The organism is Neptunomonas sp., assembly GCF_016744175.1.
Taxonomy (GTDB): domain Bacteria; phylum Pseudomonadota; class Gammaproteobacteria; order Pseudomonadales; family Balneatricaceae; genus Neptunomonas.
In genome coordinates, this window is the sequence record NZ_JADGEV010000030.1 from 22,699 (window position 1) to 49,662 (window position 26,964).

Below are 26,964 nucleotides of genomic sequence, written 5' to 3' on the forward strand. Positions count from 1 at the left end.
ATCGCAGCTGCTACTTAGAGTATAGGCAAAACATTCAATTAATCATCAATTAAGGAATAATTTTGGTTAACTTACACCAAAGATATCTATTATTGTGAAAGCGTATGATTTTAGCGTCAAAGACGCGTTACTTTAGTCACCGCTCGAAGCGCCCTGAGCTTCTTAATCACTCGCGCAAGGTGAACCCTATCAGTCACATCTATCTCCATATCAACTGTAGCCAACTGTCCTTCTTCCTCACCCATATCAATTCTCAAGATATTTGTCCCTGTTGCCGATACGGTGGTGGCAAGGCTCGCTATAATGCCACGATATGAAGCAACTTCTAATTTCAACATGACTGAGAACTCATCATCCATCACATCAGACCATTCCAAATAAATACATTTATCGGGATCGTCTCTCATGTAACGAATATTACGACACTCAGTACGATGAACGACTAAACCGCGGCCACTGCTTATATGGCCAACAATTTGGTCTCCTGCTATAGGATAACAACATTTCGCATACTGGATAACCAAGCCTTCAGTCCCTTGAACAGCGATGGGTTTCTGGCCTTTTTGCAGCTCAACATCGCTTTCATCGGGTTTTAGCTTTCTTGCAACCACATAGGCCATGCGGTTACCCATACCAATATCTTCCAGCAAATCTTCTAGCGTGCTGAACTCTGCACCTTCTAAAAGCGGATTTAGCTTATCTGCAGCAATATCATCTACCGAAATGCCATAATTACCCAGAAACTGATTAAGTAATCGGCGACCTAATTCAACAGACTCATGCCGCTGTTGGTTTTTCAAGAAATGGCGAATACTAGAACGCGCTTTACCTGTTACTACAAAATTCAGCCATGCCATGTTTGGTTGAGCGCTACGCGTAGTAATGATTTCAATGGTTTCACCACTTTCTAAGGGCTCAGAAAGCGGAGCTAAACGCCTATTTATACGGCATGAAACACACGAGTTACCTACATCAGTATGCACAGCATAGGCAAAATCTACAGGGGTAGCGCCGCGGGGCAACTCAAGAATGCGACCCTTAGGCGTAAAGACATAAACTTCATCTGGAAATAAGTCTTTTTTTACATGCTCGATAAACTCCATAGAGTCACCCGCACGCTTTTGCATTTCTAACAATCCTAATACCCATTTTCGGGCACGATTATAAGACCCTACCGCGCTATCAGAATCACCATAAACCTTATAATGGCTATGCTCTGCAATACCAAGAGAGGCGACAGCATCCATTTCACGATTGCGAATTTGCACCTCAATCGTAATATCTCGTGCGACAAACAGCTCGGTATGCAACGACTGATAACCATTGGCCTTAGGGATAGCGATGTAATCTTTGAATCGCCCATGGACAGGCTTATAGAGATTATGAATTGCGCCAAGAATTCGGTAGCACTCGTCGACGGTCTCAGTGACGATTCTAAATGCAAACACGTCCATAATTTCAGCGAAGGACTTACGCTGAGCTTTCATCTTCGAATAGATGCTATAAAGGTGCTTTTCACGCCCTGAAACAATACCCGGCAACTTTTCCTGATCGAGCCGGTTTCTAACGGCCTCTTCAATAGAACTGATCATGTCTTTGCGCTGGCCACGGGCCTGCACAACTGCGCGTCGAATATATTTAGCACGCATCGGATAAAACGATTGAAAAGCTAAATCTTCAAGCTCGACCTGCATATCTCGCATACCAAGACGAGCAGCAACAGGCGCATAGATATCCATAGTCTCACGGGCAATACGTCGACGTTTCTCTGGAGGCATTGCGCCCAACGTACGCATATTATGAAGACGGTCGGCTAGCTTAACTAAAATAACGCGAATATCTTCCGCCATGGCCAAGACCATCTTTTGGAAGTTTTCTGCTTGAGCTTCAGCTTTAGTTTCGAATTCTAGGTGGGTTAGCTTCGATACGCCATCCACAATATCGGCTACCGATGTGCCGAACTGGTTTTCAATACCATCATAGCTAATATCAGTATCTTCGATAACATCATGTAACATCGCAGCCATTAGACTTTGATGATCCATATGCATAGTAGCAAGGATACTGGAAACGGCTAGCGGGTGAGTCACATATGGCTCACCACTTTTGCGACGCTGACCATCATGTGCTTGTTCTGCATAAAAATAAGCACGACGAACATCCTTGATCTGTTGAAGATCTAGGTAATCTGTTAATCGGTCAGAAAGAAAATCAATCGTCGGCATTATTCCTCCACTATTTCCGCGCTAGTAATAATCTACTCACTAATGCTTCCAGATGGAACAATGCCCGATTAAAAAAGAGGAACTTATCTTTGTGCGATATCGTCTAGGATAGACTTATCAACCAAACCTTCTGCAATTTCGCGCAATGCAACAACTGTATCTTTATCGTTTTCGCGCTCAACTTTTGGTTCTTTACCGCCTGTTGCTAACTGGCGCGCACGCTTTGCTGCAACCATAACCAGTTCAAAACGGTTATCTACATTGTCCAGACAATCTTCAACTGTGACACGAGCCATGCTAAACCTCAAAAATTTGATTTGTTTAAAATCAGTTTAGGAAATCCTGCTTAAGAAATCCAAAGGGGCGAAATTTTACCTCACACGAATCAAACTGACAAGAGATCATTCATCAAGTCCGCATGGCGTACCGTCTGAACTCCCTGCTTTAAGCGCTGCGTAGTCAAAATTGCCTGTAACTGAAGTAAGGCGACGCCAAAATCATCATTTATCACAATATAGTCAAATTCTGGGTAGTGCTCCATTTCGCTAACTGCCTGGGACATACGCAAATCAATAACAGTAGAATCATCCTGACCACGCCCGGTCAAACGTTTACGCAGTTCACCCTGTGATGGCGGCAGAATAAAGACCGACACAGCATCAGGCATCAACTGACGTACCTGTTCAGCCCCTTGCCAATCGATTTCAAGAATGACATCAATGCCTTTATCAAGCTCACTCTCAACCCACACCTGAGAAGTACCATATTTATTAGTAAATACGTCTGCATACTCAAGAAACTGCTGCTGCGCAATTAAGCCATCAAACGTATCCATACTGACAAAGTTATAATCAACACCCTCTTGTTCGCCAGGGCGCATATCACGTGTTGTATGAGAAACAGACACCCGTACTTGCTGATCTTGTTGCAGCAACGCTTTCACTAAACTGGTTTTACCGGCACCAGAAGGCGCAGAAATTATATAAAGGGTACCTTTAACACTCATTTTACACTCACACCTAAATACTTAGAGACGTTTTAGCTTTCATTTTAGTTCTGCCCATAACTTTTGACTAGACCTAGCGCAACTGACATTTGAATAAGTTCTGATAACGAACCTGCTTGCATTTTGGCCATCATATTGGCGCGATGCCCTTCAACTGTTTTACGATTAATACCCAAGTGCTCAGCAACGTCCTGATTAGCCAACCCCTTAACCACATCATCAAAAACCTGCCGCTCTCGTTTAGTAAGATGTGCGTAGCATACCCGCACATTGCTGATCAACTCAGCCTCCTGACAACGCTCAAAATCTTGTCGTAAGGCCTGCTGAACAATATCAATCAGCGACTGATCACTGAACGGCTTTTGCAAAAAGGTTAACGCGCCTTGTGTCATTGCTGATACCGCCATATCCACATCAGCATGGCCCGAAATCATAATCAGCGGCATATAGATGTGTCGCTCGACCAACTGACTTTGAGCACTTAATCCACTCATGCCCGGCATACGAACATCCATCAAAATGCACCCTTGTGCATGTTCAGGACACCCGTCAAGAAAGAGCTGAGCCGTTTCAAACACCATGACATTAAGATCAACAGATTCCAATAACCACTTTAGTGAGTCACGTACATCGGCATCATCATCTACAACAAAAATAATTTGCTTTGGCTGATTACTCATTCAATTCCTCAACAGGTTGCAAATTACTGAGCGGCAACGTCACATGAAACGCGCTACCTTTATTCGGTAGTCTTTCACCACGCAATTGCCCTCCATGCGCCTCTATCAGCGAACGACTGATTGATAGCCCCATGCCCAGCCCTTCCTCCTTGGTTGTGTAAAACTGCTCAAACAACTGCTCAACATCACCACTAAGACCTTCGCCTTGATCGTAAACGGAAATTATAACCTGCTCATTCTTCACCAGAGAAGCATCAATCCACACAGATAGAGGCATATCTTCTGATTTAGTATGACAAGACTCAATCGCATTCAAAACCAGATTAAGAAAGACTTGTTCAAGCTGAACTCGATCAGCCATCACCTGAGGTAAAATAGCGGGCGTTCGGTTTTCTAACAACACATTATGCTGTGCAGCTGAGCTTGCACAAAACTCGAGTAGGTCATCAATCAATCCGTGCAGATCAAGCCGCTCTCGCACAGGCTCTTGCTTACGTGCAAAGTCCATCATACGGTGCAAAATACCGCCAGCCCTCATAGCCGTAGAGGTAATGCGCTGCAAAACAGGGGTGATTTCTTCTATGGATAGAGACTGCTTTGCCTCTAAGCGTCGTTCTATGCCGCGCGCATAATTCACAACAGCGGTTAAGGGTTGATTTAACTCATGAGCCAACCCCGATGCCATCTCTCCCATAACAACGAGCCGAGAAGCTCGATTAAGTTCTTTTTGGTATTGCAACATCCGCGCTTCTGCTTCGATACGGCGGCTAACATCACGCGAAACAACGAGAATTTCTTTTAACTCGCCAGTTTGTACATCTCGAATCGAACGGCTAGTGCTCTCTAACCATGTGTAGTGACCATCTTTGCAACGAAAGCGATAAGTATGCGTGTAAAAGCCTTTTTCATAAAACACACTAGGGCGACGACGCTTAAAATCTTCCACCTCATCCGGGTGATACAACTCATATGCAGACATACCAATGATCTCATCTACACTGTAGCCCAGCAGATGAGTGACGGCCGGGGATGCATAGATAAAGCGCCACTCTTGTGGTGTATGACGCGAGATCATATCAGTAGATTGCTCAGCCATTTCAGCCAGCAAGCGGTTACGTTCCGCGTCATCTGTTAAGGCACTTTGCCCTTGCTGTGCACTAGAAGCTTCCATCGGGGGATTGTTTCCTGAACTCAAGATCATTCAGCCTCCTATCATAGCAAATCAGTTCAAAAGCGACGCACTCATTGCTGTGCTGTTTTAACTAATTCACGCAATGCAAACTTCTGAATTTTACCGGTGGAGGTTTTTGGCAAAGCAGAAAAAACCACCTGTTTAGGACATTTGAAATGCGCTAAACGTGAGCGACAGAATTGAATAAGATCATCTGCACTGACTTCAGCTCCTGCTTTAAGTGTAATAACGGCACAAGGCACCTCACCCCATTTTTCATCCGGCCTTGCAACCACTGCAGCCTCCAAAACATCAGGGTGTTGATAGAGCGTATCTTCTACTTCTAGTGTCGAGATATTCTCTCCCCCAGAAATGATAATATCTTTTGCTCGATCTTTTACTTCAATGTAACCGTCAGGGTGACACACCGCTAAATCACCGGTATGAAACCAGCCTCCTTCAAATGCTTCCTGTGTAGCTTTAGGGTTACTCAGGTAGCCTTTCATTACCGTATTACCACGAATAAAAACTTCCCCCATCGATTTTCCATCATGTGGCAAAGGCTCAAGAGTTAATGCGTCAGCAACCATTAGACGCCCCACTGCCGGTGCCCGCACTCCTTGGCGCGCCATTTTGGCTGCTTTTTGCTCCATAGGTAGCTCGGCCCATGCTTGCTGAAAATCACAAAACACACTCGGACCATAGGTCTCAGTTAGCCCATAAGCATGGACCACTTTAATCCCTAAACGCTCCATTCCTTCGATAATCGCCGCCGGAGGCGCTGCACCACCGGTTGTAACCGTAACCTCTTGCTCAAGCGAAAACTCCACAGCTTCTGGAGCATTTAGCATCATGTTTAAGACAATAGGCGCTCCACAAAAGTGTGTCACTTTATAAGCACTCAATGCAGCAAAAATATCAGCAGCACGGACACTGCGAAGACAAACATGCGTTCCTGCTACAGCAGTAACAGACCAGGGGTAACACCAGCCATTGCAATGAAACATTGGCAATGTCCACAGATATACCGCATGCGGGGGTAAGTTCTGACCTAAAATATTACTCAGCGCATTTTGATATGCACCACGATGGTGATAAACGACCCCTTTTGGGTTGCCCGTCGTGCCAGAGGTGTAATTCAGCGCAATCGCCTGCCATTCATCGTCAGGCAGGCTCCACTGATAGGCTGCATCTCCTTCTTGCAATAGCTGCTCATAAGTCAGCGAGCCTATACACTCATCAAATTCGCTCGTTGAATCTTCAACATCAATAACCAGCACTGAGTGATCACACTGCAACAACGCCTCCCGAGCTAAACCTGCAAATTCAGCATCAACCATGAGCACGCAGGCCTGACTGTGGTTGAGCATAAAGGCGATAGTGTCTGCATCTAAGCGGATGTTTTGTGCATTCAAAACCGCACCCACCATAGGTGCGGCAAAATGTAACTCAAGCATCTCAGGCACGTTAGGTAACAGAGCTGCTATCGTGTCACCTTTGCCTATACCTCGTTTTTCTAGTGCACTAGCAAGCTGGCAACAACGCGTATATGTATCTTTCCATGATCGAACTAGATCACCGTAGATAACCGCAGGGCGATTAGGATAAACAGAAGCAGCGCGCTCAATGAAAGGGACCGGACTCAGCGCTTCAAAATTAGCTGACACCTTATCAAGACCACTCTCGTACGGACTTTTATTATTATTTTCCATACCTATTCCCATATCTATTACCTATTCTCCTTGCGGCATCACACCGCTTTACATATAGCGATGCTGACTCAGCGAAGGAACTTTTTACTGAAGAGCTTAAACCCTTCTGCGTCAGAACGGCGCAACCATTCAAAACCTACCATTTCACGCGTGATGATTTTGATACCTTCTTCACGCATGCGAGCAATAGCAAACTCAGTATCTTTAGGATTACGAGCTGAGATAGCATCGGCAACAACAAAAACCTGTTTTCCCATTGCTTTAAAGCTCATCGCGCTTTGCAATACACAGGCATGCGCTTCCATTCCGCAGATCACAACTTGGTCCTGTGTAATAGTTTTTAGCTTGTCTTGGAATTGCGGTGCATCAACACAAGAGAAAAAAGTTTTACCTGTAAACTCGCCTTCACCAACACGCTCACGCAAACCATCAGCAGTCGGGCCCACACCTTCTGGGTATTGCTCTGTACCAAAAACAGGAATGCTCAACTCTTGGGCCAGCTCAACCAATGAGTCGCAATACGCCACTAACTTCTCACTTTCGTGGATGCCGGGTAACAAGCGCGCTTGTACATCAATCACCATCAAGCACGAGTTATCTTTTTGTAACATCATGTTATTTATCCTCAACTGGGCGACGGTCTACCATGTTAGTTGCGACACCTTCTGCCACTATTTTGCCTTTTACAGTACACACTGTTTTGAGCGTTACACGACGGCGCTGCTCATTAATTTCCATTACTGTAGCTGTCGCTGTTACCGTATCACCAATGTACACCGGTGCTTTAAAGCTAATTTGTTGGTCGATATAAATAGCACCCGGCCCTGGCATACGTGTGCCCAAAACAGCTGAAATCAATGCGGCACTAAACATGCCATGCACGATACGATCTTTGAACATAGTTTCAGCGGCATACTCCGCATTGATATGAACCGGGTTGTCGTCACCCGATATACCAGCAAACAACACCACGTCTGCTTCAGTAATTGTTTTCGCGTAACTTGCCGTCTGACCCACTTCTAAATCTTCAAGATAAAAACCGTGTAGTTCCTGCATAAATCCCCCAAACCTGTCATGTTTTAAGTGTTGATGATTATTAAACTAATGGTTTTTACTCAAAAAACCAAGTATTAACCCTTGGTTTTTTATTTTTATTTTGTTAGCGTGTTTATAGAAATCACGTAAACCCTTTCCATAAAACGAGGTAAGGCATAGTGGCTACATCAAATAACAGCTTCTTAGAGCGCACGTTTAGTCATATACGTCTGGCTTGGCGCGAAGCAACTGATAACCGCGCTACGCTAGAGCGATTAAACTTATCTCCTGAGCTAAGCACCGATGATGAAGCGGTTCTTCGAACATGGATTGATCACTGCCTTGCAGACAAGGGTGGAGAAATAGCATCACGCGCTAGAGCCGCTACGTTGGGGCAAAGCTATTTAGAGCTGGACCCTATAGGGCAGCAGCGATTCCTGTCTATTTTAGCACTGCACTACGATACCAATCGTATAGATGTAGAGCAGTATATAGAGCGCTGGCAAGAAGCAAGCGACGACTCTCGCGCACAAGCCGCTCGCCAGCTAAGACGGGTACTAGAACCACCGAGAATGAAACTGCTGACGCTTTTTAACGAGCTACCAGAAGGCATAAAATTTCTGGTTGATATGCGCGCACAAATTCTTTCCTTGCAAAAGCAACATCCAGAATTAAAACCATTAGAAGCCGACCTAAAGCGGCTACTGATCAGCTGGTTCGATATTGGCCTATTACAACTAGAACAGATCAATTGGCACTCCAGTGCAGAGCTATTAGAAAAATTGATTGCATACGAAGCCGTACATGCAATTACCAGCTGGGATGATCTAAAAAACCGTTTGGACTCTGACCGTCGTTGCTTCGCGTTCTTCCATCCCAACATGCCAAACGAGCCTCTTATTTTTGTTGAAGTTGCGCTCGTAAAAGGTCTCTCTGATAACGTCCAGGCCTTACTAGATGAGACGGCGCCTGTGGGTGACATTGATCACGCCGATACTGCTATTTTTTACTCCATATCTAATGCTCAAAAAGGACTAGCAGGTATCAGTTTTGGTAACTTTCTAATTAAGCGGGTCGTTAAAGAACTGCAACATGAGTTCCCTCACTTGAAACAGTTCTCCACACTTTCGCCAATACCAGGTCTTACTCGCTGGATCCATAAACAACCCGCAGAAGAACTAGAGCAGTTACCCGGCGGAAAAGCACTACTTCCCCACATACAAGATTCAGCACTGACATTGACTATGGAGCAGCTTGCAGAACCACAGTTAAAGGTGCCTCTCAGCAAGTTAGCCGCTTATTACCTTGCTAAAGCGGAACGTGTTGGCGGCACAGCAGCCGACTCTGTGACACATTTCCACCTCAGTAATGGGGCACAAATAGCCCAACTAAATTGGATGGCAGACACTTCAGCCAACGGCTTGAATCAATCGGCAGGGTTTATGGTGAACTACCTTTATGACTTACCCAACATTGAAGAGCACAGCCAAGCTTACCTTAGCCAAAATAAGCGTAGCTTTTCCTCTTCAATTAAATCTCTTCTGAGTAACTAGCTCTTAGCGATTAACCTAATGACCCATCTGATTACAAACGTAATTAAACATCTATTAAAAAGAATAAGGATAAAAAAATGACTCAACGCATAGCCATAGTGACAGGTGCAAACGGCGGCCTAGGTGAATCAATGTGTAAAGCCCTTGTAGAACAAGGCCGCAAGGTAGTAGGTACATTTGCACCGGGACACGATGCAGCAGCAGCCAACTGGCAAGAAGAGATGAAACAACAAGGTTTTGATATCATCATGAAGCCGGTAGACGTGTCTGATTTCAACGACTGTAAGCGCTTGCTAGAAGAAGTAGAAAGTTCAGAAGGCAGTGTTGATGTACTCGTCAACAATGCAGGTATTACCCGCGATGCACCGCTGAAAAAAATGCAGCAAGAGCAGTGGCAAGCCGTAATCGATACGAATCTAAGCTCTATGTTTAATATGAGCCAGCCTATCTTTGAAGCGATGTGCAGTCGCGGCTGGGGACGAATCGTTAACATCTCTTCACTAAATGGCGAAAAAGGCCAGTTTGGGCAAGCTAATTACTCGGCTGCAAAAGCAGGTATATATGGTTTTACCAAAGCGATTGCTCAAGAAGGTGCCAAAAAAGGTGTGACCGTGAACTCGGTTTCACCAGGTTATATTGATACACCAATGGTACGCCAAGTACCAGAAAATGTATTAAACAGCATTGTTGGTGGTATTCCTGTTGGCCGCTTGGGGCAGCCAGAAGAGATTGCTCGTGCCGTTTCTTTTTTAACGGCAGATGATGCCGGCTTTATTACCGGAACTAACATCTCGGTGAACGGCGGCCAATATATGGCATAAGCGCGATAAGCAATCGCTAGTCGCTCTTTGATTCAATACTGCCCTCAATTGAGGGCAGTATTCACTCATAAAACATCTTATTAACACCTGCCTGATAACCACAGAGGTTTTAAGTGTTAGCTTCTCCGGCTTACCTCTACTTACTTTCTCACTAGCCTCAAACCATTTGCAACCACCAACAAGCTTGCGCCCATATCAGCAAAAACTGCCATCCACATGGTGCCCATTCCCATCAGGGTTAACAGCATAAAGACAGCTTTAATACCCAATGCTAGAGAGATATTCTGAATCAAGATGGTGCGCGTATCACGAGACAAACGTATAAATGAAGGTACTTTGCGTAGGTCATCATCCATCAAAGCTACATCGGCCGTTTCAATAGCGGTATCGGTTCCCATCGCCCCCATCGCAAAGCCAATATGCGCACGTGCCAGTGCTGGTGTGTCATTAATGCCATCGCCCACCATGCCCACTAAACCCTCGGCCTCCATTGCTTTAATGGCGCTCAGTTTATCCTCTGGTAGTTGATTCCCTCGCGCTTCATCAATACCTACTTGCTGAGCAATAGCGGTTGCTGTGTGTTGGTTATCACCCGTGAGCATCACTGTTTTAATACCTAACTGCTTCAACTCAGCAATCGCTTCACGGCTGCTTTCTTTTACCGTATCAGCAACTGCAAAAATCATTAACACTTGCTGGTTGTCCACCAGCATTACCACACTTTGTCCTTGCTGTTCTAATTGATCTAATCGTGTTTCCAGCTCAGAAGTGCATACACCTAGCTCTTCTATCAAGCGATGGTTACCCAAGAAATATGATTTCCCGTCTATTTTTCCTTTCACTCCACGGCCAACCAAAGCTTCAAACTCATCCACATTGGCATGAGCAACGTCAGCACCATCAGTTTCTACAGCATTGGCAATCGCAAGCGATACTGGGTGATCAGAGCGCGCCGCTAAACTCACAGCCAAACGGCGGTACTCTTTCGCAGTGTCATTGCTCGCTTCATCCTTTACTGTAAGCAGCACTTCACACTCAGTTTGCACCGGCTTTCCATATGTAATCGTACCCGTCTTATCCAACGCTAAATATTTAAGTTTATGACCACTCTCTAGGTAAACGCCTCCCTTAATTAAGATCCCACGCCGTGCAGCTGCAGCTAAACCGCTAACAATGGTCACAGGGGTCGATATCACTAATGCACATGGACAAGCAATCACCAGCAAGACCAGCGCTTTATACACCCAGTCAAACCAACTACCACCCATTAATAAAGGAGGTAAAACAGCAACACCTAGTGAGATAGCAAAAACAATAGGCGTGTATAAACGTGCAAACTGATCCACAAAACGTTGCGTGGGTGCTTTTGTGCCCTGTGCTTCTTCTACAGCATGAATAATACGCGCCAGCGTGGTGTTGTTTGCTGCCGCTGTTACTTTATATTCAAACGCACTCGCCTCATTAATCGTACCGGCAAATACCTTATCGCCTTCGGCTTTATCCACAGGCAAACTTTCACCCGTAATAGGCGCTTGGTTTACCGTTGAGCGACCACGTACTATTTCTCCATCTAAACCAATACGCTCCCCCGGTTTAATACGAACAATACAGCCAACGGTAACCGACGTAGCATCGACCAGCGTCCATGAACCATCGTCCTGTTGCACAGTTGCATTATCTGGCGTCAGTTGCATTAACCCAGCAATCGCATTTCGTGCTCTATCGAGAGATTTAGCTTCTATCAATTCGGCAATGGTAAATAACACCATCACCATGGCAGCTTCTGGCCACTGCCCTAAAATAAACGCGCCTGTTACCGCAATACTCATCAGCGCATTAATATTAAGATCCATATGGCGGATCGCCACCCAACCTTTTTTATACGTTGTTAAACCGCTACAACCCACTGCAACCAATGCCAACACAGCGGCTAACCAACTAGGCGCGGCCATCCAAGAAACAGCCTCAGCCGCTATTGCTGCAACACCGCCTAAAGCCAAGGGCCACCATGGCTTTTTTTTCTCGACAACATCAGCAAGCTGACCTTGCGCGTCCGGCACCTCCGGCTCAAAACCAAGAGAACGAACAGCATCGAGCACACTTCCCAACGCATCCGTGGTATGTACCACCGTGAGGATACGCTGCATCAAGTTAAACTCCATGCTAATAACATCCGGCATATCACCCAGTTTTTTACGAATGAGCGCCTCTTCCGTAGGGCAGTCCATCTGCATAATACGGATTGGCGTACGCAAGCCTTCTGCAACCACTTGTGACCGGCCTAAGGGCTGAGTGTTTGCAGAATCAAATAAAGGCTCAGGTGCACAACACTTGGCTTCACGCTCTTTGTGCTCAGGGGCAGAACTCTTTTCATGCGAAGAGCTACAACAGCTATCAATATCACTCTCCACACAATCAGCCACTGCACTGCTTATTGAGTCACTCATAGCGTCGGCCCTTTAATGTTGCTCATATCCTTACTCATAGTTATCACCTGCATTGTGTCGTATGCTTAGCATTAAACACCCTGAAGTTGCTTCAGGGTCAAGCTACTAATGATAAGAAAAGCGTCAATCAGGAGGTCACATGAAAATAGGTGAACTAGCCAAACAGGTTGGCGTTACGGTAGAAACTATTCGCTACTATGAAAATGAAGGGTTATTGCATGCCGCATTGCGCAACCCCGCTAATAATTATCGCCGTTATGACAGTGGCCATTTAGAGCGCTTAATTTTTATCCGCCGCTGCAGAACGCTCGCAATGACCCATAACGAAATAAAAGTACTGCTACAAGCGCGTGTTCAACCTGATGCAAGTTGCGAGACTATCAATGAGCTAATTGATGAACATATTCATCATGTACAAGCCCGAATGTCGGAGTTGAAAATACTGGAAACACAGCTCATTGAACTACGCGGCCAATGTCACGCTGCGCTAACTACTCGGGACTGTGGAATTTTGCGTGAGCTCGACCACCCTACAGATGAACCACTTGCTCCCCAAGAGACTGCTAGCCATGTGCCCGGCAGCCTTTGCCATGCTGATAAAATAAGTAAATAAATAAAACTTTCTGTAAATTTAAACAAATGTTCGCTTTTCTGTTTATTAATAATATTAAAAACAACTCACTTGCAATGAAGTGCTTTTATAAAATATCATTCGCTATTTTTTTGATTATCAGATTTGTCTAGCTAGTTTTCCGCTATTAAATGCGATGGATTGTAAGACCTCGAATTATATTTTTTTGAGCAATAGGAAAAGGGAATAAGGATGAAAGCATTAAGCTTTGAAGGAAGTGGATTAGAGTATTTTAAAATATGGATTGTTAACATATTACTTACAATTGTAACGCTGGGCCTTTATTACCCCTGGGCGAAAGTACGTAACCACCGCTATTTTTATGGTAACAGCACACTCGAAGGAAGAAACTTCGAATACCATGCTACTGGAAAACAGTTATTCATTGGCTATTTGATATCAATATCATTAGTTATTATCTATGTAATCATCCAAAATATTTCTCCTATTGGCGCTTTTATAGCATTAGGGGTTCTTTTCTTAGCACTCCCTTGGATCGTTTGGAGAAGCATGATGTTTAATATGCGGATGATTAGTTTCAGTAATGTCCGCTTTAGTTTTGATGGCACATTAGGTCAAGCATATATTAATTTCTTACTGCTCCCTATTCTTCTACTCGTTGCTATATACGGTCCAATCATTGGTGCAGCTTTTTCAAGTATTCTAATAGCAACATCTTCTGCATTTGTCGGTATCCTAACTGCTCTCTTATTTATTGCATGCTACATTTTTGCTTTTTACGCCTATGCATGGATGAAAAAGCGCAACACTACCTATGCAATAAACGGTGCACGTTATGGACAAGGGCGCTTTGCAACAACCGTTGAAACCAAAGGGTTCGCAAAAATACTTCTTAAAACTATTGGCGTCAGTATACTGGTAACAATAGCTGCTATTGCGATAATAATGGCTATTAGCGCAATGACTGTAGGAATAAGTAATATTTCGAATGTTTTCGAAAGCCTTGAAGACCCAGAGGCTATGCAAGAAATAATGAGTGGTGGGCTAGCACTAGCATTCGGCCTGTTTTACTTAATAATGATTATAGCGAGTTTTGTCGTACTGGCTTACTCTTTTGTGCGTAACCGTGCATATACTTATGCAAATTCAACACTCGATAACGATATTACTTTTGCCTCGACACTTTCTGTTAAGTCAGTAACGTGGGTCATGCTTTCTAATTTGCTGCTTATTATTATCAGCTTAGGATTTGCTATGCCGTGGGCTAAAGTAAGAATGGCAAAATTAGTATTAGAAAATACCCAAGCAGACACTCAACTCAATCTCGATACATATGTTAGCCAGCAACAAGGCAAGCAATCTGCATTAGGGGAACAGATTGGTGAAGCTTTCGACATTGATGTACAGGTTGCCTTCTAATTGTTAATTACAGGCCACTGGTATAAAAAAGGGAGTGCGGCGCAATCAAGCGCCACGCTCCGTTTTTCTAATGAACTCTGCGTAATAGAAACAAATGAGCTCATCGTTTTTTCTGGACACCTAGAAGAGATAAATGTGAGTGACCGTTTAGGTAACGTAGAACGTAAGCTTACTTTACGCGATGGCTCACTCTTCGCTACTCAAGATAACAACGCTATTGATAAGCTATTTAAAAGCAAAAAGGCCAACCAGTACATCCATACCATTGAATCCCATATGGGTTGGGTGGCTGTCGCTTTAGTCGTGACACTCCTCACATCATTTGCATTTTTTAAATGGGGAGTACCGTGGGCTAGCACTAAAATTGCCCATGCCCTACCCCATAAAACAAATGAGCTGATAGCGACGCATACATTTGACTTTTTAGATGGGTATATCTTTGATGAGAGCCAAATTACCCCTCAAAGAAAAGAAGAGATACGTAATCATTTCAATGAGAATGTCGCACCATTAGACGACAGTGGCTTAGCCATTAACTATAGAATCCACTTCCGCCAATGGAGTAGTGGTGATACAGAAATCCCCAACGCTCTTGCCCTTCCTTCTGGAGATATTATTCTTACGGATAGCTTCGTTAAACTCAGTGAGAACCAACATGAAATAGACTCTGTTCTACTTCATGAGATGGGACATATTGTGCATCGTCACACCTTGCAGAGGGTAGTTGAAAGCACATTTATAACCACCGTTATCATGTTAGTGACGGGAGACGGTAATAGCATTACCGATATGGGAACAGGATTGGGATCAATTCTTGTTAGTAGCAATTACTCTCGAGGCCATGAATCAGAAGCAGACGCCTATGCTTTTAAGCATATGCTTTCAGCCAATATTGACCCGCAGCATTTTTCAAACATCATCAGCAGAATCACCGCACCGCTAGGTAAAACAGAACTTCACGCTAATGAGGATACAGACAGCGGTTTAACCAGCTACTTTTCATCGCACCCGGTGACAAAAGAGCGAGTCCTACAAGCAAACAAATATCATGAGTGCTTTAAAAAAGGCTTAACCAGCTGCCAAACCGATACCGATGAACACCCTGAAGAAGAATAAACCTCTAACAGTAGAGCACTACTAAAGAGGTTTTAGATAAGTACACGCTACGAGAGAAACAGAGACTCTAGTTTGTCTCGTGCTGGTTTTTGTATGGCCTCGGTGCGTTTACATGTTTCAACCGCTTTCAACAGCGCTTTTCCATCGTGCCAGCTTTCTGCATTGCGGCTATAACTACTGTGGTGCAAACCAGCAATAGCGGCTCGCAATTCAGGGCTTACCTGCATCGATAGTTGATGTAAATTTCGACATTCAGGCCATAAGTGTTGCCCCCAATTAAGCAATGCAGCGCGAGCCCCAAGTGCATCATTCTCTGCGCATGCCTTCTGTAACTCTGCCAATGAAGGTTTACGCACAGGCTGAGTGCTCTCTACTTGAGCCTGTGAGGGTCGGCGGCGTTTACCGAGCAGTCTCATTAGCAACAGGGTTATGACACTGCCTAACCCTGCACCTATGAGTAACGCCAACCAAGTATTAATCCCCTTCTCAGTTAATTCGTCGCTCGCGGGCAAAGTAGTACTATTTTCTAACTGTTGGCCTGCGACAGAAGAAGTAACTTTTCCCTGTTCATAGTTATTAACATGAGCGGGCGTTTGAGTTGATATCACAGGAGCAGTAGCCTGCTGTTGTGCGACCTTCCCTTGACGAATCTGTACCGTTTTTGCTGCCAACACTGCCGTTTGCTCGCTATCATCTAGAATATCCCACCAAGGAAGCTTGATCGCAGGCAACACCAATGCACCTGACTGCTCAGGAATAAGCGTAACTTCTAGCGCCAACACCGACGTTAACAGGCCATTTTCGTACGCTTGTGTTACTTCAGGATTAGCAGCATATTGTTTGATTCCGTCGATATCAGGTAACGATAATTCTGATATGTGATTACGGCTCAACCCTTCTGCTCTTAATGTAATGGTACGTGTTACGGGCTCGCCTACCGTGAATTGTTCACTACTCCACTCATCGCTTAATACTAGCTTTTCGGCAGGCAACCACACTTTGCCACTGAAGCTACTAGGAATAGGAGCGACATCTAATTGGTACCCCTGTGCTGAGACCTGAATCCTGCGCATGGCGGCAGGGTCTGAAAAAGCCCCTCCAAACGGGTTACGCGTTACACGCCCTGTTTGTATTTGCCCCACCACGTGTGCAGGTGATATCTCCAGTGAGCCACTTTGTTCTGGCGTAATAAGCCATGTTTGCTCAACAACGGTGACCTGCCGGCCATTCAGTGCTTGTTGGTATTGGCGCTGCTCGCCTAATGACTCAATAAGCGCCTTGCCCTTTTGAACACTTGGGCCCTGTAAAGACGCGTTAAAGATTTGTCGCCCTACCAGCAAATTAGCCTGATAAATAAGAGGCTGCTGGACTTTAGGCTGCTCACTCGAGAGTGTTGATAGCATCTCTATACCACCATCCGCTGCTGCCGGCTGCTGCACAGTGGTAACGCGCAGTGCGTGCGAGCTGGTTTGATCACCATCAGCACTTAACGACGGAACGTGTAAGTCTCCGCTACGTTTTGGTAACAGTGTGAGTATCAGCTCAGAAGAGCTTTCATACGAGCCATTACGAATAACCCTTTTAGATTGCTGGCTTCTCCCCAGCACATCAAAATCTTTCTCGAGCGGTGTTAAATCAACTTGGTCGGCATCAACATCTTCAAGATCGATGCTCAAACGAATACTCTCGCCTTGCTCAATCATGCTGCGATTAATACTACTTTTAATCGCAGCATGAAGGTTAACGCTGACACATAATAAGACGACAAGTAGCCATTCACGGCGGACACTTACCATGTTTTTTCTTCTCCCGAATGTTGATCTGCCTGCTGGCGATACTGGTACATGAACTTACGACGCCACAAACCAGCAGGGTCATCAACTATTCGATTAAGAAGCTGCTGTCTTGCTTGTTCGGACTCACTGATAGGCTCAGAAGGTTGGTCTTGATCATCACCGGCCGCCGCTTGGACATCATATGGCTGAGCCTTATCCATCTGTTGCTTAAGATAATCTGCCGCCCGCTGTTGCTCTTCATCTTGCGCCTTCTCGGCACCCGGGGCTTGCTCTGTAACTTTATCTGGCGTTTCACCCTGTGAATTTTTTTGTGCCGAATCACTCGGTTGTGGCGTTTCGGCCGAAGCGTTATTTTCATCTTGATCGCCCTGCGGAGAGTCATCCGCTGATGAGTTCTGTTGTCCTTGCTGGTCTTGCTGTGAACTACCTTGTTGTTTATTCTCTTTTGAATTGTTTTTGGAGCCTTCTTGGCTCTGCTGTTTTTCTTGTTCTTTTTTCTGCTGCTTTTGTTTTTCTAGCAACTGTTTATTAAACGTCGCATTTTCATGTTCAGGCTGTATCGCCAATGCCTGATCATAAGCAGCAATAGCTTCATCAAATTGTTGCTGCTTCGCCAGTACATTACCACGATTATACCAATCAGCAGCAGTGTCTGGGTTAAGTTGGCTGCCTAAAGCCGCTTCATAATTTTCTACTTCATATTGTGCCACTTGCTTCCAGCGCTCATCATTAAATGTTTGAGCCGCTGCCGCTTTATCACCTGCAAGGTACTGCTCAGCCGCTTGCTGGTCAGCGGTTTTCCATAAACTCGTCCATACACTCGCTCCTGAAACCTCCTTAGCTCCCGCTTCAGCATTGGGTGCCATGCTGAAGGCACTTAAACATAGAACTGGCAACAAAACAGTCGCGATACCACGCCGAAAAAGAGGTAACAATAGAGGCAGCGCTAACAGCACAAACCAAGGACCCTCTGCCACCCAGCGCTCAACCTCACTACCCTGCTTAACCTCCACCCGCTGGCCAGCACTGAATGTAGATATTAATGTACTCAGGTCTGATTCATCGGCTACTAACTGCACCGCAGCACCACCCCCTAAACTGGCAGCTTCGTGCATTTCCTGCATGTCTGTTTGCGCTAATATAACTCGGCCTTGTTTATCTTTCATGAGCCCATACTCTGTCGGTATTGGGGCTCCTTGTGCGGTGCCTACCGCTAATATAGAGACCGTTCGTCCTTGTTGCGCTAAACGGCTAGCCGGTGCCGCAATTTGGGCAGGACTGATTTCATCACTGACCAGTAAAACCGTACCTCCTCTTACACCCGCCTGAGCCAACATGTCCCCTGCTTGAGCCAGCGCTCGGTCTGCACGGCTCCCTTGAACGGGCATAATATCGGGCGTCATCACAGGAAGCTGCGCTAAAATTGTATCGGTATCTTCTGTGAGAGGCGTTACAACAAACGCATCGCCTGCATACACTAGCAAAGCAACTTGGCTATCCGTGAGACGCTCTAGCAGGTCTTCAATTTTAAAATGCGCTCTCTGTAATCGGCTTGGTTTAATATCCGTAGCATTCATCGATGCTGACAAATCTAGAGCAATCACAACCGCACCACCTTGTTTGAAGGCCGGTACAGGTTGTTGCTTCCAAACAGGTTGTGCCGCCGCGACAGACAAGAGTACAGCAACCAATATCGCAATAGCCGGGGTACTCGTTGACTTGGTTTGCCCCTCTCTCACCAACAAAGGCAACAGCTCTGGGTCGCATACATCCGACCAATATTGCGTTGTGTTTCTTTTATAACGCAACCAGCCATACCCCAACACAGCGAACAGAGGTAAAAGTAGTAACCAATATGGCTGTTGAAAATGAAATGTTCCCAGCACTTTATGCCCTCCTTTGCTGCCATACAGCCGTTATGCACAGCAAGAAAATACCACCTAACAACGGCCACTGATAAAGAGAGATCACCGGACGATAAAAGTCTTCATCCTGGCCTATTGGCTCCAACTCATTAAGCAATGTGTAAATTTCAGATAACTGATCTAGATCTCTGGCTCGAAAATACTGCCCACCCGTTTTTCCTGCAATATTTTTCAATGCTGCTTCATCTATTTGAGGCGTACCTCCACCTAGAAATTGACTGATCAAACTACGCTGACTACGGTCACGACCAATACCGATCGTATATATCTTTAACCCTTCAGCTGCAGCGAGTTCCGCCGCTTTATCAGGCTCTATAGCACCGGCTGTATTCGTGCCATCAGTGATCAACACCAATACCCGCTGCTCATTTTTCATCTCTTTAAAGCGCTTTACCGCTAAACCAATGGCGTCACCGATGGCGGTTGTCTTTCCAGCTAAACCTACTTGAGCTTCATCTAATAACTGCTTTACGGTTTTACGGTCATGTGTCAGCGGTGCCTGTAAATAGGCTTGCTCACCAAACAAAATCAAGCCTATTCGGTCACCCTCACGACGCTCTATAAAGTCACCGGCAACCACCTTTGTTGCGATTAAGCGGTTAATAAGCCGGTTTCCTAATTCAAAATCTTCTTCTAACATGCTCTCTGAAAGGTCGATGGCTAACATCATATCTCGCCCTTCACGTTGCTGCGGAACAGGCTCTCCCAACCACTGAGGACGAGCAGCAGAAACAAGTAACAAGCACCACGCGATATACGCTAAGAGAATAAGCAATAAACGGCTGCCTCGTTTCTCAACCGCTGAAGCACCCACCGCTTGCTCCATCGTTTTAAGAAACGGGACTTGCAACGCACTCTGTTGAGAATGTGTTAGTGCAGGAGAAAAGCGCCACACAAACCAAGGCAAAGGAAGCAAAACCAACAGCCATGGCCAAGCAAGATTAAACATTGTTTGGGCCTCCCTTACCTGCCGTTTTTACCCATTGCCGGCAACCTTCAAGTAATTCCGCACTATCATATTTAACACGTTGTCGATAAGCCCCATCTTTAAGGCACTGCAACGCTTCTGCCTTGCAACCCGTGCTGCTATTTAATAAAAACGATATCCACGCATCACCTGATAACGAAGCAACATTGTGACGGGGGTAAAGCGTAAGCGCTGTTCGCTTAAGGAGCTGGTTACAGTGCACAATTAAGGCGGTTTGATCTGCTGGGTGCTGGCTGTTTTCTTGAGGAAAGTAGCACTTCTGAAGATTCTTCAACTCTGACAATGCATAACGTCGAGGATCCGCCCAACGGCGGCGCAGCCACCAAAACATGCCTATTACGCTGGCAATGAATAACACTAGTAAAAACCACCAACCGGGAGCCATCGGCCACCAGCTAACGGGATCGGGTAACTGCATAGGACGGAGCTGCTCCATTAAATCGTCTCCTGCATAGACGTCTTACAAAGCCGCGTTCGAAACAATGGGTGTTGGTTGGTTTGCCAATGTGCAAACTCCACCCCGCGAAGGTTGCGTAACCTTTCCAATAACTGAATACGTGCCTGAAACTGCTGATAATAACGTTGCTGTTGCTGCTTATCGGCATCCACCAATAACTCACGGCCACTGCCTAAGAATCGATATCGCCTTCCTTGGGGCAGCTTTTCTTCCAATGGATCAGAGATTAACACTAGCTTTAATTCACACCGCTGCGCCAAGCGCATCAAATGTTGCTGCACGCTGTCATCTACATCATGAAAATCACTAAAAATATATAATAAGGTGCCACTCGTAATAGTGCTTTCGGCCTTCGCCAACACAGCTGACAAGCTCAACGGTAACGTTGCAATATCCTCTTCTGCATCAACAGAAGTATTACTTTCTTTAGCGAGTGCAGCCATCATCGCCATCACTTGCTGACGATTACTGCTGGGACGAAACAGCTGCTCACCTTTTGCACCTAGAATCTGCCCGCCAACACGATCGCCATTCGCCAACGTTGTCCAGATGGTCATTGCCGCTGCATAACAAGCCAACACCGATTTATAATGCCCTTGAGTCGCAAAAGACATAGGGGAACGAAGGTCAGCTAACACAAAAACCGGGCGCTCGCGCTCTTCGTGATAGAGTTTAGTATGTGCCTCACCCGTACGTGCCATTAAGCGCCAGTCCAAATGCCGAATATCATCACCGGGTTGATACTCCCTCACATCATCATATTCCATCCCTCTACCACGAATGTGACTAAGATGATGGCCCTCACGAATCGCCATTCTCTGGCGGCTAGGGCTCCTAGCAGGAGGCCAATGGCGTAAACTAAGCAACTCATCCAATGAGATACAATGGCGCTGCTGCGGCACAGGACGCGGGCTGTTATCACTGAGAAACATTCTTACTTCTCCGCCTTAAGGCACAGCAACACGAGCAATCAACTCAGCAATCAACTGATCTTTATCCAGACCATTCGCTTCAGCGATATAACTGAGGCCAATACGGTGGCGCAATACGCTCGGCAATATTTCTTGAATATCATCCGGTGTAACAAAGTCTCGTCCCTGCAACCATGCTTTAGCACGTACCGCACGGTCCAACGCAATGGTGGCACGCGGGCTGGCTCCGAACGTGAGGCTGTCTTGAAGATCTTCACCATAGGCACCGATGTTACGTGTTGCCATAACTAACGCGACTAAATAGTCTTCTAGGCTATCTGCTAAAAACACATTCATCACTTCACGCTGAGCTTCTAACAAGGAGTTCTCAGTCAGCACAACATGGGCTGAAGACTCTGCTTTTTCTGTCTCTTCGGTGTGCTCATTTCGCACCAGCCTTAAAATTAGTTTCTCTTGCTCATGCTGCGGATAATCAACACGCACATGTAGCATAAAGCGATCCAACTGAGCCTCGGGTAAAGGATAAGTTCCTTCCTGTTCTAGCGGATTTTGAGTCGCCATCACCATAAAAGAGCGTGGCAGTTGATACGTGGTACCCGCCACTGTTACCTGACGCTCGCCCATCGCTTCCAGCAGAGCCGACTGTACCTTAGCTGGCGCTCGGTTAATCTCATCAGCTAATAGCATATTGCAAAACAACGGACCCGGACGAAATTGAAACTCACCTTTTTGCGCATTAAAAATTTCAGTACCGGTGATATCGCTAGGTAACAGATCAGGCGTAAATTGTGCTCGCTTAAAGTCACCTTCGAGTAAGTCACTTAACGCGTGGATAGTTCGAGTTTTCGCTAAACCGGGCGGCCCTTCTAACAGCACATGCCCATCTGTTAGCAGTGCAATAAGTAAATGCTCAATTAAGCTATCTTGCCCGACAACTTTACTCTGCAAAGCCTCACGCAACCTTGCTAGTGTCGTTTGATGTTCACTCGTGGTACTCACGATTTTCTCAGCGCTTTCCGGGCTCTTGCTAAGGACAACCTCTGCAGTCATGAGTTTTTTCCTGTGACAAAATGTGATGTTAGATTAAATGACCTTACATAGCCCATGCCTGAACAACGTCCACTAACAAGCATCAGCTTACTTATAACCAGCCACTGTTAAAGCGACATTCTATAGATAGCGACAACTGTAAAAAATTCAATACTCTCAAGAAATTCTTTCTGGCTTATAAGAAAATAATAGTAAATGGTCAGCATAGATGACCTTTATATGCCTTGGACTGCGAATAAAGGCGTTAAACAGCAATGAGACTCATCAATATTCCCTCAAGCAAAATCCGCACTCACCAAAGCTAAAGTAGCGTATGCTGCAACCATCAATTACTGAGTGCTTCTCTTCAAGGTGCTTGGTTATTCGTACGCTTAACATGTTCTTTAAATAAGCTTGGCTGCCATTGTCGCATCGCCACCACCATCATAGTGCCATTACGCTCACCCATCTCTAGGGTGGCGTCTTTACGGCTATGCTCAGTAAACTCATTAATTAATTTCTGCATCCGTTTTTGCAGTTCAGCATTACTACTGTTAGCAATTAGGCCGTTAGCGACGAGTAACTTATCCGATGATTTCGCAAAAGAGGCTTGAAAAAATTCTTCTTTGATTCGGCTATGAAAAAAGTTTTGAATAGGTCCATTAGCAAGCCAATTAAAATTCGGGGCTATGCATAGCTTAATGCGGTTATTAGGCAACAACTCTATAATCTTCAACCGGTCTAAGGCTGCTAACTTTTTGATTAGCGTCGTTTGCTCAAGCGTATATTGATTAAGAATTTCTTGGAATTTATACCCATTCACGCAACAGATAGCGACCAGTAAAAGCACCTGATCATCAACAATTTCCTGTTCTTGCTCACGGCTCAACCCCTGCAACTGTAGTCTCTGGTGCGCCATTAATTGAAAGAGTTCGCTCAACTCAAGCCCGATGCCATCACAAATTTTTTCCAGTCGTGGCAATGACAAGTCGCCTTCGCGAAATAACCGTTTAATAGACGCTTCACTTAACCCTAGTAATGAAGCGATATCTTGATAGGTTTTACCACTCGCTTTAAGTTGGCGCTTCAGCGTGGCAATCAAGGCATTGGTTTGCGGGCGGTGCTCTACAGAAGTCATAATCTTAGCTCACAAGAAATTTTAGAACTGAACAAAACTGCAGCAATCGTTAAAAGGATCATTATGTAATACTATTTGTTTGATATGCCGCGCCTTTTACAGATAGTATTTCATCTCTAGAGTATTCGCCAATACTGGATGGCATACGAACCACACCAAGGAATGTTCTTATGGACAAACTGCTCAAAATTACCGGATCTTTAGCTTACTTAGCGGCTGTTTTTCTTAACGCCTTTGTTGACCTGGGCCACAAGATTGTTATTCAAAACACCATCTTCAAAGTTTACGACGATCAGACTCAAGTTATATTAACCGCGATCATTAACGGTTTAATCCTGCTACCTTTTATCTTACTGTTATCGCCATCCGCGTTTGTTGCCGATAAGTATCCTAAAAATAAAGTTCTCAAAGTTGCGGCTTGGTTTGCATTAGGTCTCACCTTAGCCATCACCTTTTGTTACTACCAAGGCTGGTTTTGGGCAGCTTTTGCAATGACCTTTTTATTGGCCGTCCAATCAGCATTTTACTCGCCTGCCAAGTACGGCTACATCAAGCCTCTTTTTGGTAAAGAGGGCTTAGCACCCGCTAACGCGATGGTACAAGCTGTCACTATCGTTGCTATTTTAGCCGGTACAGTCGTGTACTCACTCTTCTTTGAATCCCTTTATCCTGAGGGCGCTACTGATAGCAGTGCCATTCTCCTCGCTATCGCTCCACTGGGTTGGATCTTAGTATTCAATGCAGCACTCGAACTACTCGCCATGTATCGTTTGCCTACGCTAGAACAAGGCGAACCGTCAAAACAATTTTCTGTCCCTGATTACGTTAAAGGCAAGCTCGTTGCTAATAACCTTAAAGCAGTTAACAGCCGTGCCGTCATCCGTTTGTCCATCATTGGGCTTGCTACATTTTGGTCTGTAGGCCAAGTACTTTTAGCCGCATTTCCATCTTATGCAAAAGACAGCTTCGGAATTACCAACACGGTCATCATTCAGGGCGTGCTTGCCTGTACTGGCCTTGGTATCGTATTTGGTTCATGGTTAGCTGGGCGAGTTTCACGTCATCATATAGAAACGGGGCTCGTTCCCGTGGGTGCGTTAGGGGTTGCTCTTAGCTTATGGCTGCTGCCAAGTATCACAACACTACAAGGGCAAGCATTGCTATTTACGGCTGTGGGTATCTTTGGAGGGTTATTCATTGTCCCCCTAAATTCCTTAATACAATTTCATGCCGAAGATCATGAAATGGGAAAAGTACTCGCTGTTAATAACTGGGTGCAAAATGTGGCCATGGCGAGTTTTTTAGCGCTTACTGTCGTGTTTGCTCTACAAGGGTTCGAAAGCCGGACTCTGCTACAAATTATCGCTGTCGTGGCTCTCGTCGGTGGTTTGTATACCATCGTAAAGCTACCGCAAAGCTTGGTACGCGTTATTCTTAGTTCACTCATGAGCAGACGCTACCGGGTTAAAGTACAAGGGTTGAAGAACCTCCCTAGCAGTGGTGGTGTACTCCTTCTGGGTAACCATATTAGTTGGGTAGATTGGGCCATCATTCAAATCGCTAGCCCTCGTCCTATTCGATTTGTCATGCTGAAATCCATTTACGATAAATGGTACCTCAACAGTTTTCTAAAAATGATGGGCTGCGTACCTATTCAACCAGGAGCAACCAGCAAAGACTCTTTAGCTAAAGTTACCGAGGCACTTAATGCTGGCGAGGTTGTCTGCATTTTCCCTGAAGGCAGCATTAGCCGTACCGGCCATCTTGCGGAGTTTCGCCGTGGTTATGAGCTTGCTTGTAAAGAAGCAAACGATAACGTTAGCATCGTGCCGTTTTACCTTCGTGGCCTATGGGGCAGCAAGTTTTCTCACTCTTCTGAGCGACTTAAACGCCACAGCGCTCGTGGCATCAAACGTGATCTTGTTGTGTCTTTTGGGGCTCCGTTAGATAAAAACACCAGCGTTGATGTGCTTAAGCGCCGTGTCTTTGACCTATCCATTAGCTCTTGGCAGAATCACGTAGCACAACTGCCAACATTACCAGAAGCGTGGATCAATACCGCCAAGCAGCAGGGCACTGATCTAGCCATTGCCGACACTACTGGGACAGAGCTATCAGGTTTGAGCGCTCTTGCTGGAGCAATGGCCATGTCTCGCCGTATTCACAAGCTCAGCCCTGAGGAACGAATCGGCTTATTAGTCCCGACCAGCGCCGGTGGTGTGCTAGCCAATATGGCTTCACTTATGGCGGGTAAAACAGTGATAAACCTGAACTACTCAGCCTCCACCGATGCACTGATATCTGCTGTTAAACAAGCACAGATCAAAACCATCTATACATCCCAGCGCTTTGTTAAAAAGCTGGAGAAGCGTGGCGTGGATCTCACACCACTGTTTGACGGTGTGCAGATTGTTTATCTAGAAGAGTTGAAAAAGACTATAGGTAAAGGAGAGCTACTTGGTCATTGGTTAATGGCGAAGCTTCTTCCTACATCTCTACTTGCACATTTGGTGTGTAAACAGCGTGACCCGCTTGCAACGGCCGCTATTCTCTTTTCAAGCGGCAGTGAAGGCGCTCCCAAAGGCGTTATGCTGAGCCACCGCAATATAATGGCCAACGTTAAACAAGCTGCCGACGTGCTCAACATGAATGATGATGACGTTATCATGGCCTCATTACCCTTGTTTCATGCGTTTGGATTAACCGTTACTCAGTTCTTACCCCTGATCGAAGGTTTACCGATGATCTGCCACCCTGACCCAACGGACGCTCTGGGTATCGCTAAAGCTGTAGCCAAACATCAAGCAACCGTCATGTGTGGTACATCAACATTTCTAAGGCTTTTTGCCCGCAACCACAAAGTGCATCCGCTTATGTTCGACAGCTTACGCATCGTTGTTTCTGGGGCAGAAAAGCTCAATA

The 26,964-nt window shown here is 45.5% G+C and carries 22 protein-coding genes; 6 read left to right on the plus strand and 16 right to left on the minus strand.

Features of this window, described 5'->3' with window-relative positions:
• Positions 1-116: 116 nt before the first annotated feature.
• The 8 genes from QZZ55_RS13665 to QZZ55_RS13700 form a co-directional block, all read right to left on the minus strand.
• Entirely contained in the window at positions 117-2,225 is a 2,109-nt protein-coding gene (locus tag QZZ55_RS13665) for a RelA/SpoT family protein (protein ID WP_293267892.1), read from the minus strand.
• An 83-nt stretch (positions 2,226-2,308) separates the two neighbouring features.
• Positions 2,309-2,521, minus strand: a complete 213-nt coding sequence (gene rpoZ / locus QZZ55_RS13670) for a DNA-directed RNA polymerase subunit omega (RefSeq protein WP_293267893.1) — start codon at positions 2,519-2,521, stop codon at positions 2,309-2,311.
• An 89-nt stretch (positions 2,522-2,610) separates the two neighbouring features.
• Positions 2,611-3,231 carry a guanylate kinase gene (gene gmk / locus QZZ55_RS13675; protein WP_293267894.1) on the minus strand — a complete coding sequence of 207 codons (621 nt, stop codon included), beginning with the start codon at positions 3,229-3,231 and terminating at the stop codon, positions 2,611-2,613.
• A 44-nt stretch (positions 3,232-3,275) separates the two neighbouring features.
• Positions 3,276-3,911 (minus strand): response regulator, encoded by a 636-nt coding sequence (locus QZZ55_RS13680; protein ID WP_293267895.1) that lies wholly within the window; start codon positions 3,909-3,911, stop codon positions 3,276-3,278.
• Complete coding sequence (locus QZZ55_RS13685; RefSeq protein WP_293267896.1) at positions 3,904-5,112, minus strand: ATP-binding protein; 1,209 nt, start codon at positions 5,110-5,112, stop codon at positions 3,904-3,906. Before QZZ55_RS13685 ends, QZZ55_RS13680 begins: the two co-directional genes overlap by 8 nt.
• A 41-nt stretch (positions 5,113-5,153) precedes the next feature.
• The gene (locus tag QZZ55_RS13690) at positions 5,154-6,794 is read right to left on the minus strand and encodes an acyl-CoA synthetase (protein ID WP_293267897.1); all 1,641 of its coding nucleotides are present in this window, start codon (positions 6,792-6,794) and stop codon (positions 5,154-5,156) included.
• A 68-nt stretch (positions 6,795-6,862) separates the two neighbouring features.
• On the minus strand, positions 6,863-7,408 hold the full coding sequence (locus QZZ55_RS13695) for a hydrolase (protein WP_201348521.1): 546 nt from the start codon (positions 7,406-7,408) through the stop codon (positions 6,863-6,865).
• A 1-nt stretch (position 7,409) separates the two neighbouring features.
• The gene (locus QZZ55_RS13700; protein WP_293267898.1) at positions 7,410-7,850 is read right to left on the minus strand and encodes a MaoC family dehydratase; all 441 of its coding nucleotides are present in this window, start codon (positions 7,848-7,850) and stop codon (positions 7,410-7,412) included.
• A gap of 158 nt (positions 7,851-8,008) precedes the next feature.
• On the opposite strand from QZZ55_RS13700, the gene QZZ55_RS13705 reads away from it, so the two are divergent.
• Together QZZ55_RS13705 and phbB are read left to right on the plus strand one after the other, a co-directional pair.
• Positions 8,009-9,382 (plus strand): malonyl-CoA decarboxylase, encoded by a 1,374-nt coding sequence (locus QZZ55_RS13705; protein ID WP_293267899.1) that lies wholly within the window; start codon positions 8,009-8,011, stop codon positions 9,380-9,382.
• A gap of 77 nt (positions 9,383-9,459) precedes the next feature.
• On the plus strand, positions 9,460-10,203 hold the full coding sequence (phbB, locus tag QZZ55_RS13710; RefSeq protein WP_293267900.1) for an acetoacetyl-CoA reductase: 744 nt from the start codon (positions 9,460-9,462) through the stop codon (positions 10,201-10,203).
• 140 nt (positions 10,204-10,343) lie between these two features.
• On the opposite strand, the gene QZZ55_RS13715 is transcribed toward phbB, so the two are convergent.
• Positions 10,344-12,650, minus strand: a complete 2,307-nt coding sequence (locus tag QZZ55_RS13715; RefSeq protein ID WP_293267901.1) for a heavy metal translocating P-type ATPase — start codon at positions 12,648-12,650, stop codon at positions 10,344-10,346.
• 139 nt (positions 12,651-12,789) lie between these two features.
• On the opposite strand from QZZ55_RS13715, the gene cadR reads away from it, so the two are divergent.
• From cadR to QZZ55_RS13730, 3 genes are all read left to right on the plus strand, one after another.
• Positions 12,790-13,263, plus strand: a complete 474-nt coding sequence (gene cadR, locus QZZ55_RS13720) for a Cd(II)/Pb(II)-responsive transcriptional regulator (protein ID WP_293267902.1) — start codon at positions 12,790-12,792, stop codon at positions 13,261-13,263.
• Between the two features lie 210 nt (positions 13,264-13,473).
• Complete coding sequence (locus QZZ55_RS13725) at positions 13,474-14,661, plus strand: YjgN family protein (RefSeq protein ID WP_293267903.1); 1,188 nt, start codon at positions 13,474-13,476, stop codon at positions 14,659-14,661.
• Positions 14,662-15,777: a M48 family metallopeptidase gene (locus QZZ55_RS13730; RefSeq protein ID WP_293267904.1), complete on the plus strand. Its 1,116-nt coding sequence runs from the start codon at positions 14,662-14,664 to the stop codon at positions 15,775-15,777. It begins immediately after the preceding gene.
• A 47-nt stretch (positions 15,778-15,824) separates the two neighbouring features.
• Here the strand turns inward: QZZ55_RS13730 and QZZ55_RS13735 are convergent, their stop codons facing one another.
• The 7 genes from QZZ55_RS13735 to QZZ55_RS13765 form a co-directional block, all read right to left on the minus strand.
• Complete coding sequence (locus QZZ55_RS13735) at positions 15,825-17,573, minus strand: BatD family protein (protein WP_293267905.1); 1,749 nt, start codon at positions 17,571-17,573, stop codon at positions 15,825-15,827.
• Positions 17,567-19,459, minus strand: a complete 1,893-nt coding sequence (locus tag QZZ55_RS13740; protein WP_293267906.1) for a VWA domain-containing protein — start codon at positions 19,457-19,459, stop codon at positions 17,567-17,569. Before QZZ55_RS13740 ends, QZZ55_RS13735 begins: the two co-directional genes overlap by 7 nt.
• Position 19,460: 1 nt before the next feature.
• Entirely contained in the window at positions 19,461-20,447 is a 987-nt protein-coding gene (locus tag QZZ55_RS13745) for a VWA domain-containing protein (RefSeq protein WP_293267907.1), read from the minus strand.
• Positions 20,440-20,922: a DUF4381 domain-containing protein gene (locus tag QZZ55_RS13750; RefSeq protein ID WP_293267908.1), complete on the minus strand. Its 483-nt coding sequence runs from the start codon at positions 20,920-20,922 to the stop codon at positions 20,440-20,442. The genes QZZ55_RS13745 and QZZ55_RS13750 overlap by 8 nt, the downstream gene beginning before the upstream one ends.
• On the minus strand, positions 20,922-21,875 hold the full coding sequence (locus tag QZZ55_RS13755; protein WP_293267909.1) for a DUF58 domain-containing protein: 954 nt from the start codon (positions 21,873-21,875) through the stop codon (positions 20,922-20,924). The genes QZZ55_RS13750 and QZZ55_RS13755 overlap by 1 nt, the downstream gene beginning before the upstream one ends.
• A gap of 15 nt (positions 21,876-21,890) precedes the next feature.
• Positions 21,891-22,925, minus strand: coding sequence for a MoxR family ATPase (locus QZZ55_RS13760; RefSeq protein WP_293267910.1), 1,035 nt, complete (start codon positions 22,923-22,925; stop codon positions 21,891-21,893).
• A gap of 346 nt (positions 22,926-23,271) precedes the next feature.
• On the minus strand, positions 23,272-24,042 hold the full coding sequence (locus QZZ55_RS13765) for a helix-turn-helix transcriptional regulator (RefSeq protein ID WP_293267911.1): 771 nt from the start codon (positions 24,040-24,042) through the stop codon (positions 23,272-23,274).
• Between the two features lie 170 nt (positions 24,043-24,212).
• On the opposite strand from QZZ55_RS13765, the gene QZZ55_RS13770 reads away from it, so the two are divergent.
• Positions 24,213-26,964, plus strand: a 2,752-nt coding sequence (locus QZZ55_RS13770; RefSeq protein ID WP_293267912.1) for an MFS transporter, incomplete at its 3' end; no start/stop codon positions are given.

Bases quoted from the DNA above. Each gene is read 5' to 3' on its own strand.
- QZZ55_RS13665 (WP_293267892.1), bottom strand. From the start codon at position 2,225: ATGCCGACGATTGATTTTCTTTCTGACCGATTAACAGATTACCTAGAT.
- rpoZ (WP_293267893.1), bottom strand. From the start codon at position 2,521: ATGGCTCGTGTCACAGTTGAAGATTGTCTGGACAATGTAGATAACCGT.
- gmk (WP_293267894.1), bottom strand. From the start codon at position 3,231: ATGAGTGTTAAAGGTACCCTTTATATAATTTCTGCGCCTTCTGGTGCC.
- QZZ55_RS13680 (WP_293267895.1), bottom strand. From the start codon at position 3,911: ATGAGTAATCAGCCAAAGCAAATTATTTTTGTTGTAGATGATGATGCC.
- QZZ55_RS13685 (WP_293267896.1), bottom strand. From the start codon at position 5,112: ATGATCTTGAGTTCAGGAAACAATCCCCCGATGGAAGCTTCTAGTGCA.
- QZZ55_RS13690 (WP_293267897.1), bottom strand. From the start codon at position 6,794: ATGGAAAATAATAATAAAAGTCCGTACGAGAGTGGTCTTGATAAGGTG.
- QZZ55_RS13695 (WP_201348521.1), bottom strand. From the start codon at position 7,408: ATGATGTTACAAAAAGATAACTCGTGCTTGATGGTGATTGATGTACAA.
- QZZ55_RS13700 (WP_293267898.1), bottom strand. From the start codon at position 7,850: ATGCAGGAACTACACGGTTTTTATCTTGAAGATTTAGAAGTGGGTCAG.
- phbB (WP_293267900.1), top strand. From the start codon at position 9,460: ATGACTCAACGCATAGCCATAGTGACAGGTGCAAACGGCGGCCTAGGT.
- QZZ55_RS13715 (WP_293267901.1), bottom strand. From the start codon at position 12,650: ATGAGTGACTCAATAAGCAGTGCAGTGGCTGATTGTGTGGAGAGTGAT.
- cadR (WP_293267902.1), top strand. From the start codon at position 12,790: ATGAAAATAGGTGAACTAGCCAAACAGGTTGGCGTTACGGTAGAAACT.
- QZZ55_RS13725 (WP_293267903.1), top strand. From the start codon at position 13,474: ATGAAAGCATTAAGCTTTGAAGGAAGTGGATTAGAGTATTTTAAAATA.
- QZZ55_RS13735 (WP_293267905.1), bottom strand. From the start codon at position 17,573: ATGGTAAGTGTCCGCCGTGAATGGCTACTTGTCGTCTTATTATGTGTC.
- QZZ55_RS13745 (WP_293267907.1), bottom strand. From the start codon at position 20,447: ATGTTTAATCTTGCTTGGCCATGGCTGTTGGTTTTGCTTCCTTTGCCT.
- QZZ55_RS13750 (WP_293267908.1), bottom strand. From the start codon at position 20,922: ATGGAGCAGCTCCGTCCTATGCAGTTACCCGATCCCGTTAGCTGGTGG.
- QZZ55_RS13755 (WP_293267909.1), bottom strand. From the start codon at position 21,875: ATGTTTCTCAGTGATAACAGCCCGCGTCCTGTGCCGCAGCAGCGCCAT.
- QZZ55_RS13760 (WP_293267910.1), bottom strand. From the start codon at position 22,925: ATGACTGCAGAGGTTGTCCTTAGCAAGAGCCCGGAAAGCGCTGAGAAA.
- QZZ55_RS13765 (WP_293267911.1), bottom strand. From the start codon at position 24,042: ATGACTTCTGTAGAGCACCGCCCGCAAACCAATGCCTTGATTGCCACG.